This window comes from Thioclava sp. UBA3469 (assembly GCF_002378135.1).
GTDB classification, from domain to species: domain Bacteria; phylum Pseudomonadota; class Alphaproteobacteria; order Rhodobacterales; family Rhodobacteraceae; genus Thioclava; species Thioclava sediminum.
Genome location: NZ_DFRG01000183.1, coordinates 1 through 6,919, shown reverse-complemented (window position 1 = coordinate 6,919; position 6,919 = coordinate 1). Strand labels below are relative to the sequence as shown.

Annotated in this window: 8 protein-coding genes; 2 read left to right on the top strand and 6 right to left on the bottom strand. The window is 63.8% G+C overall.

The genetic code is table 11. The annotated features are described in order from the left end of the window. A partial coding sequence (locus B3D39_RS13390; RefSeq protein ID WP_286789785.1) for an FAD-dependent monooxygenase occupies positions 1–978 on the top strand: 978 nt, incomplete at its 5' end. A gap of 10 nt (positions 979–988) precedes the next feature. Here B3D39_RS13390 and B3D39_RS13385 read toward each other — a convergent pair. From B3D39_RS13385 to B3D39_RS13365, 5 genes are all read right to left on the bottom strand, one after another. Further along, the gene (locus B3D39_RS13385) at positions 989–1,213 is read right to left on the bottom strand and encodes a Trm112 family protein (protein WP_078571184.1); all 225 of its coding nucleotides are present in this window, start codon (positions 1,211–1,213) and stop codon (positions 989–991) included. Next, positions 1,210–1,848, bottom strand: a complete 639-nt coding sequence (locus B3D39_RS13380; RefSeq protein ID WP_078571183.1) for an LON peptidase substrate-binding domain-containing protein — start codon at positions 1,846–1,848, stop codon at positions 1,210–1,212. Before B3D39_RS13380 ends, B3D39_RS13385 begins: the two co-directional genes overlap by 4 nt. A 27-nt stretch (positions 1,849–1,875) precedes the next feature. Further along, complete coding sequence (locus B3D39_RS13375) at positions 1,876–2,793, bottom strand: thioredoxin family protein (RefSeq protein WP_274961953.1); 918 nt, start codon at positions 2,791–2,793, stop codon at positions 1,876–1,878. Positions 2,794–2,889: 96 nt separating this feature from the next. Continuing rightward, positions 2,890–3,678: an exodeoxyribonuclease III gene (locus B3D39_RS13370; protein WP_078549812.1), complete on the bottom strand. Its 789-nt coding sequence runs from the start codon at positions 3,676–3,678 to the stop codon at positions 2,890–2,892. A gap of 129 nt (positions 3,679–3,807) precedes the next feature. Further along, positions 3,808–5,244 (bottom strand): aldehyde dehydrogenase family protein, encoded by a 1,437-nt coding sequence (locus tag B3D39_RS13365; RefSeq protein ID WP_274961954.1) that lies wholly within the window; start codon positions 5,242–5,244, stop codon positions 3,808–3,810. Between the two features lie 179 nt (positions 5,245–5,423). Between B3D39_RS13365 and B3D39_RS13360 the strand changes: the two genes are divergently transcribed. Beyond that, a complete protein-coding gene (locus B3D39_RS13360; RefSeq protein WP_078521505.1) occupies positions 5,424–6,077 on the top strand; it encodes a peroxiredoxin in 654 nt (217 codons plus the stop codon). Positions 6,078–6,216: 139 nt separating this feature from the next. Here B3D39_RS13360 and B3D39_RS13355 read toward each other — a convergent pair. Further along, positions 6,217–6,919, bottom strand: a 703-nt coding sequence (locus tag B3D39_RS13355; RefSeq protein WP_286789784.1) for a S1 RNA-binding domain-containing protein, incomplete at its 5' end; no start/stop codon positions are given.

Here is a 6,919-nt window from a genome sequence, read left to right as displayed (position 1 = left end):
GACGGTCACGCAGGCGAAGGGGCGGCCCCTTTCTTCCTGCATTTCGACGCGCGCGAGCTGGATCAGGCGCCGGTCGGCTACATGCTGGAGGACCGCTACCTCTATCGCGCCTTCCTCGATGCGATGGAGGCGAGCGACAAGATCACGCTGCTGCACGAGACGCAGGTGACAGGCCAGCAGGTCGTGCCGGGCGGGGTCGAGGTGAGCCTGTCCACCGGCAAGACCCTGACCGCGAAGCTGCTGATCGGCGCGGACGGTCGCCGCTCAGGCGTGGCCGAACGCGCCGGGATCACCCGCGAAGGTTGGGGCTACGGCCAGACCGCGCTGGTGGCCGCGGTCGAGCACGAGAAACCCCATAACGGCATCGCGCAGCAGTTCTTCATGCCGACCGGGCCGCTCGCCATCCTGCCGCTGAAGGGCAACCGGTCGTCGATCGTCTGGAGCGAGACCGAGGAAAACGCGAAGACGATCTCGGCGCTGAATGACGAGGATTTCCTCGCCGTACTGCGCCCGCGCTTCGGGGATTTCCTGGGCGAGATCAAACTGGCCGGGCCGCGGTTTTCTTACCCGCTGAACCTGACGCTTGCGAAAGCCTATGTCGCGCCGCGCGTGGCGCTGGTGGGCGATGCGGCGCATGGCGTGCATCCGATCGCGGGCCAAGGCCTGAACCTCGGGCTACGCGATGTGGCGGCGCTGGCGGAGATCGTGGTGGAGGCAATGCGCCGCGGCGAGGATATCGGCGCCGAGGACGTGCTGGAGCGCTATCAGGGCTGGCGGCGCTTCGACTCGACCTCGCTCGCGCTTGGCATGGATACGGTGAACAAGCTGTTCTCGAACGACAATCCGCTGCTGAAAGCAGGGCGCGATCTGGGGATGGGGCTGGTGCAAGCGATCCCGGGACTGCGCCGCGGGTTCATGCAGCAAGCGGCGGGCCTGTCAGGCCCCCTGCCCCGCCTGTTGCAGGGCCGCGCGCTGTAAGCGACGCGCCTTACTCGTCGATCCGGCGGGCCTCGTCCGCCAGCAGGATCGGAATGCCGCCCCGGATCGGGAAGGCCAGTTTCGCGGGCTGCGAGACCAGTTCCTGTTTCTCGGCATCGTATTTCAGCACCGCATGGGTCAGAGGGCACACGAGCGCCTCCAGCATGTGCCGGTCGAACAGCGGCTTCTCGCGAGCCGTTTCGGGGGTCGATGCGCTCTCAGTCTCGTCGCTCATTGCAACCGCTCCTCTCCGCCGCCATGCAGCGCATATTCGATCAGGGTCACCAAGGTCTCGCGCCGGGTGGCCAGACAGGGCGCCTCCAACAGCGCCTGCTTGTCCTCGGGCTCCAGCGGCAACAGCATCCCGAGCGAGTTGATCAGCAACTCGTCATCGGCATCTTTCAAGGTTTCCCAATCTGTATCCAGCCCCTGCGCATGGAAAAACTTCGCCAGCAGGTCGAGAAACTCGTCGCGGTCGAAGCCGTTGTCATGCTCGGCCGCACCCAGATCGCGCTCGAACCCGGCCCAGCTGACCTCGGCGCGAATATAGGGGGTGAAGCCCTCGATCTGTTTCACGATGCGATAGCGCGAGATCCCCGACAGGGTGATCATGTAGCGCCCGTCCTCGGTCTCGGAGAACCCGGTCAGACGGCCCGCGCAGCCGATCGCGTTGAGGTGGTTTTGCCCCTCCGGCCCCTTGATCGGCTGGATCATTCCGATCAGCCGAGACTTGGTCTTCATGCAATCTTCGATCATCTGCAGATAGCGCGGCTCGAAGATGTGCAGCGGAAGCCGCGCCCGGGGCAGCAGCAGCGCTCCGGGCAGCGGAAAAAGCGGAAGGATTTCGGGCAAGTCGCCTTTCTTCATCATGAGGATGAAACTAGCGCGACCCTGCCCTCAGGCAAATATCATCGACGACAGACGACGGCGGCCTTTTGCCACGATAGGATCGTTCGGCTTGAGCGCGTCGAAAATGGTGAAAAGCTGCGTCTTCGCGGCCTCGTTATCCCATTCGCGATCACGGCGGAACAGCTCGAGCAGCTGGTCCACGGCTTCCTCGACATTCCCCGCCGCATAGAGCGCCTGCGCATAGTCGAAGCGCGCCTGATGATCGTCGGGATTGGCCTCGACCTTGGATTTGACATCGTCGAGCGGTCCGGCCGATTGCGCCTGCTTCGCCAGATCGAGCTGCGCGCGCGCCGCCTCCACCGGGGCGCTGTCGGACAGTTTCGGGGGCACAGCCGCCAAAGCCGCGCCTGCCGCATCCAGTTGGTCCAGCGCGATGCGCGCGCGGATCAGGCCGCCATGGGCCTCCGCCAGCTCGCCATCTTCTTCGAGGATCGCTGCGAAGGTCTCCGCCGCGTCTTCCGCCGCGCCCTCTGCCAGCATGGCTTCCGCCGCCTCGACCGCATCGCCCAGACCGTTGCCGGTCTCACCGCCGGACGCTTCGATCAGCTTGGCCACGAAGCTCTTGATCTCGGAAGGCGGCAGCGCGCCCTGGAAACCATCGATCGGCTGGCCCTGCCAGAAGGCATAGACGGTCGGGATCGACTGCACGCGCATCTGGCCTGCGATCATCTGGTTTTCGTCGACATTGACCTTGGCCATCACGACCGCGCCTTTCGCGGCTTCGACCTCGGCTTCCAGCGCCGGGCCGAGCTGCTTGCACGGGCCGCACCACGGCGCCCAGAAATCGACGATGACCGGCACGGTCTGCGATTTCTCGATCACCTCGGCCATGAAATTGGCTTCGGTCACGTCCTTGACGTATTCGCTCTTGCCTGCGGCCTTGGCGCCGCCACCCAGTTCCAGCATGTCCGTCTCCCGAAATTGCGGAGGATTTGCTTTCCTATATGGCCTCGGATGGGCCGAACGCAAACCCGTTTGACCGCGGCGCGCTGCCGCAAGCGATTACAGATCGAAGGTTGCGAAAACCGGCGCGTGATCGGAGGGCTTCTCCCAACCGCGCGCAGCCCGCAGCACACGACTGCCATGGGCCGCGTTCGAAATATCCGGCGTCGCCCAGATGTGATCGAGCCTGCGCCCCTTGTCGGCGGCATCCCAGTCGCGCGCCCGATAGGACCACCACGAATACAAAAGCCCCTCGGGAATGTCCTGCCGGGTGATGTCCACCCATTTGCCCGCTTCCATCGTGTCGTGCAGATGCTCGACCTCGATCGGCGTGTGGCTGACGATCTTCAGAAGCTGCTTGTGGCTCCAGACGTCATCCTCGCGCGGAGCAATATTCAGATCGCCCACGAGGATCGATTTCTGCGGCGTTTCCGCTTTGAAGTAATCGCGCATCTGAGTGAGGTAATCGAGCTTCTGCCCGAACTTCTCGTTCACCTCGCGATCCGGCACATCGCCGCCCGCGGGGACATAGAAGTTGTGGATCGTCACGCCATTCTCGAGCGTGCCCGCGACGTGACGCGCATGGCCGAGATCGGCGAAATCATGGGCGCTGTTCTCTTCCATCGGGATTTTCGAGAAGATCGCGACGCCGTTGTAGCCCTTCTGGCCGCGCGCAACCATGTGGGTGTAGCCGAGCTCTTTGAATCCCTCGAGCGGGATCTTCTCGACGGGGCTCTTGCACTCCTGCAGGCAGAGCACGTCGGGCGCCTCTTCCTCCATCAGCTTGCGCACCAGCCCCTCGCGCAGCCGCACCGAGTTGATGTTCCAGGTCGCCAGCGTGAAGCTCATCTCATTCTCCCGTTCCAAAAGCCGCGCGATCATGTCGAAGGGCGGCCGCTTGCGCAACCGCCCCTCTTCGCTCTTTCAAAATATCCCGGGGTGAATTGGCCGATAGGCCAAGAGGGGCAGCGCCCCCTTTTACTCCGCCCAGCCCGAGATCGACTTCACGTCGCAGAATTCCTCGATGCCCCAGCGGCCACCCTCGCGCGCCCGGCCAGAGGAACCCACGCCGCCGAACGGCGCGCCTGCGCCTCGGTCCTGGCCGTTCATCTCGACCATCCCCGAGCGCAGCTGCCGCGCCAGACGGTTGCGCCGCGCGCCATCGCCCGATTGCAGGTAATTGGTCAGACCATACGGCGTGGCATTGGCCACTTCGATTGCCTGCTCCTCGCTGTCGAAGGGCATGATCGACAGCACGGGGCCGAAGATTTCCTCGTTCATGATCGCCATTGAGGGATCGCAATCGGCAAAGACCGTCGGACGGACATAGAACCCGCGATTGAGGTGCTCGGGCCGCCCGGGACCACCCGCGACCAGCTTCGCGCCCTCTGCGATGCCGGTCTCGATCAGGCCCTGAATCTTGTCGAACTGCGCCTTGTTCACGACCGGGCCGATATGCTTGCCCTCCTCGCGCGGGCTGGCCACCTGCGTGGCCTCTGCGGTCTGGCGCGCGATTTCCACGGCCTTGTCATAGGCCGAACGCTCGACGAGCATTCGGGTCGGCGCGTTGCAGCTTTGGCCCGAGTTCTGGAAGCAGTGCTTCACGCCGCGCGCGACCGCATCCTCATCCGCATCGGCGAAGATCAGATTGGCGCCTTTGCCGCCCAGCTCCAGCGTCACGCGCTTGAGCGTATCGGCCGCGGCCTTCGAGATGGCCTTGCCGGCCCGGGTCGAACCGGTGAAGGAAATCATCTCGACATCGGGATGGGTCGAAAGCTGCGTACCGACGCCAACGCCATCGCCATTCACGAGGTTGAACACGCCCTTGGGCAGACCCGCCGCATCGAGGATTTCCGCAAACAGCAGCGAGGAGAGCGGCGCTTCCTCGGACGGTTTCAGCACCATCGTGCAGCCTGCGAGGATCGCTGGGATCACCTTCAGCGTCACCTGATTCATCGGCCAGTTCCACGGCGTGATCAGCCCCACAACGCCAACCGCCTCATAGGCGATCATCGCGCCCGGCGTGCCGTCGCCCAGCGGATGCACCCAGTCGAAGGCCTTCGCCGCGTCTATGAAGTTCTTGATGTGATAGGCGCCCGCGCCCCACTGGTTGCGGCGCGCCAGCTCGATCGGCGCGCCCATCTCGAGACTCATCGCCTGCGCCATGTCCTCGGCGCGCTCGGCATAGACCTTGGCGATCCGCTCGACCGCCGCGATCCGTTCTGCCGGGTCCGTGGCCTTCCAGCCGGGCAGCGCGGCCTTCGCCGCAGCGACCGCCGCATCCGTATCGGCTTGGTCACCCAGCGAGATCACCGCGCAGGGATCCTCAGTGGACGGGTCGATCACCTCGTAGTCGCGCGCCGCCTTGGGCGCGACCCATTCCCCGTTGATGTAGAAATTCCGCTTCTCGATCATTTCAGCCTCCGGCACACAGATGTCGCGCGCGAGCGTTTCACCACTCCCCGTCCTGCGCAAGGCCTGACGAAAGGTCGCAGGCTCCGAGTTTAAAAAGGTTCTAAACTGGCTGGAACGGACCCCGACGAGGGCTTATATCCCGGAAAGACGTGATTTTACGCAAACACAGGAGGTTTTTCATGGGCCTGCGTATCAATGACACCGCTCCCGATTTCACCGCTGACTCGACCGCTGGCGAGATCAAGTTCCACGACTGGATCGGCGACAGCTACGCCATCCTGTTCTCGCACCCGAAAGACTTCACCCCGGTTTGCACCACCGAATTCGGTGCAGTTGCCCAGCTCGCCCCCGAGTTCGAGAAGCGCAACACCAAGGTCATGGGCGTCTCGGTCGACAGCGTCGAAGAGCACGTGAAGTGGAAATCGGACATCGAGCAGGTCGCCGGCGCGCCCGCGAACTTCCCGATCATCGACGACACCTCGCTGAACGTCTCGAAGCTCTATGACATGCTGCCCGCCGATGCCTACATGCCCGACGGCCGCACCGCCGCGGATTCGGCGTCCGTGCGTACCGTCTTCATCATCGGCCCGGACAAGAAAGTCCGCCTGACCATGTCCTACCCGATGTCGGTCGGCCGCAACTTCGCCGAGATCATCCGCGCGCTCGACGCCGTTCAGGCGACCGACGGCAAGCCCTTCGCGACCCCCGCGAACTGGGTGCCGGGTCAGGACGTGATCGTCGCGCTGTCGGTCTCGACCGACGAGGCGAAAGAGAAGTTCGGCGAAGTCGACGTCAAACTGCCCTACCTGCGCACCGTCAAGTCGCAGGGCTGAGCCCAGCTTATCCGCTTACGAGAGAGCCCCGGCAGCGTCCGGGGCTTTTTCATATCCGCGCCACCCAGCCGGCGCGCGAAAAGCAAAAGGCCCCGGATCCCTCCGGGGCCTTTCTCAATCTTCCAGCAGATCAAACCGATCAGTCGGCTTTCTCTTCGCGCTTTTCCGGCGCGATTTCTTCGCCGGTTTCCTGATCGACCATCTTCATGCCAAGGCGCACCTTGCCGCGATCGTCGAAGCCCAGAAGTTTCACCTTCACTTCCTGACCTTCCTTGAGCAGATCGCTCGGGTGGTTCAGGCGCTTGTTGGCGATCTGGGACACGTGGACGAGACCGTCACGCTTGCCGAAGAAGTTCACGAAGGCGCCGAAATCGACGAGCTTCACGACCTTGCCGGTGTAGATCTGACCCTCTTCGGGCTCAGCCACGATGGCGTGGATCATGTCATGCGCTTTCTTGATGGCCTCGGCATTGGCCGAAGCGATCTTGATCACGCCGTCGTCGTTGATGTCGACCTTGGCACCCGAGACTTCCACGATCTCGCGGATGACCTTGCCGCCCGAGCCGATCACTTCACGGATCTTGTCGGTGGGAACGGTCATCGTCTCGATGCGCGGAGCATGGGCGGAGAATTCCGTGCGGCCCGCGGAGAGCGCCTTGTTCATCTCGCCGAGGATGTGCATGCGGCCAGCGCGTGCCTGCTCCAGAGCTTTCTCCATGATTTCGGCGGTGATGCCGGCGACCTTGATGTCCATCTGCAGCGAGGTGATGCCCGCTTCGGTGCCAGCGACTCTGAAGTCCATGTCGCCCAGGTGATCTTCGTCACCCAGGATGTCGGTCAGG

Bases quoted from the DNA above. Each gene is read 5' to 3' on its own strand.
- B3D39_RS13385 (WP_078571184.1), bottom strand. From the start codon at position 1,213: ATGAGCGACGAGACTGAGAGCGCATCGACCCCCGAAACGGCTCGCGAG.
- B3D39_RS13380 (WP_078571183.1), bottom strand. From the start codon at position 1,848: ATGATGAAGAAAGGCGACTTGCCCGAAATCCTTCCGCTTTTTCCGCTG.
- B3D39_RS13375 (WP_274961953.1), bottom strand. From the start codon at position 2,793: ATGCTGGAACTGGGTGGCGGCGCCAAGGCCGCAGGCAAGAGCGAATAC.
- B3D39_RS13370 (WP_078549812.1), bottom strand. From the start codon at position 3,678: ATGAGCTTCACGCTGGCGACCTGGAACATCAACTCGGTGCGGCTGCGC.
- B3D39_RS13365 (WP_274961954.1), bottom strand. From the start codon at position 5,244: ATGATCGAGAAGCGGAATTTCTACATCAACGGGGAATGGGTCGCGCCC.
- B3D39_RS13360 (WP_078521505.1), top strand. From the start codon at position 5,424: ATGGGCCTGCGTATCAATGACACCGCTCCCGATTTCACCGCTGACTCG.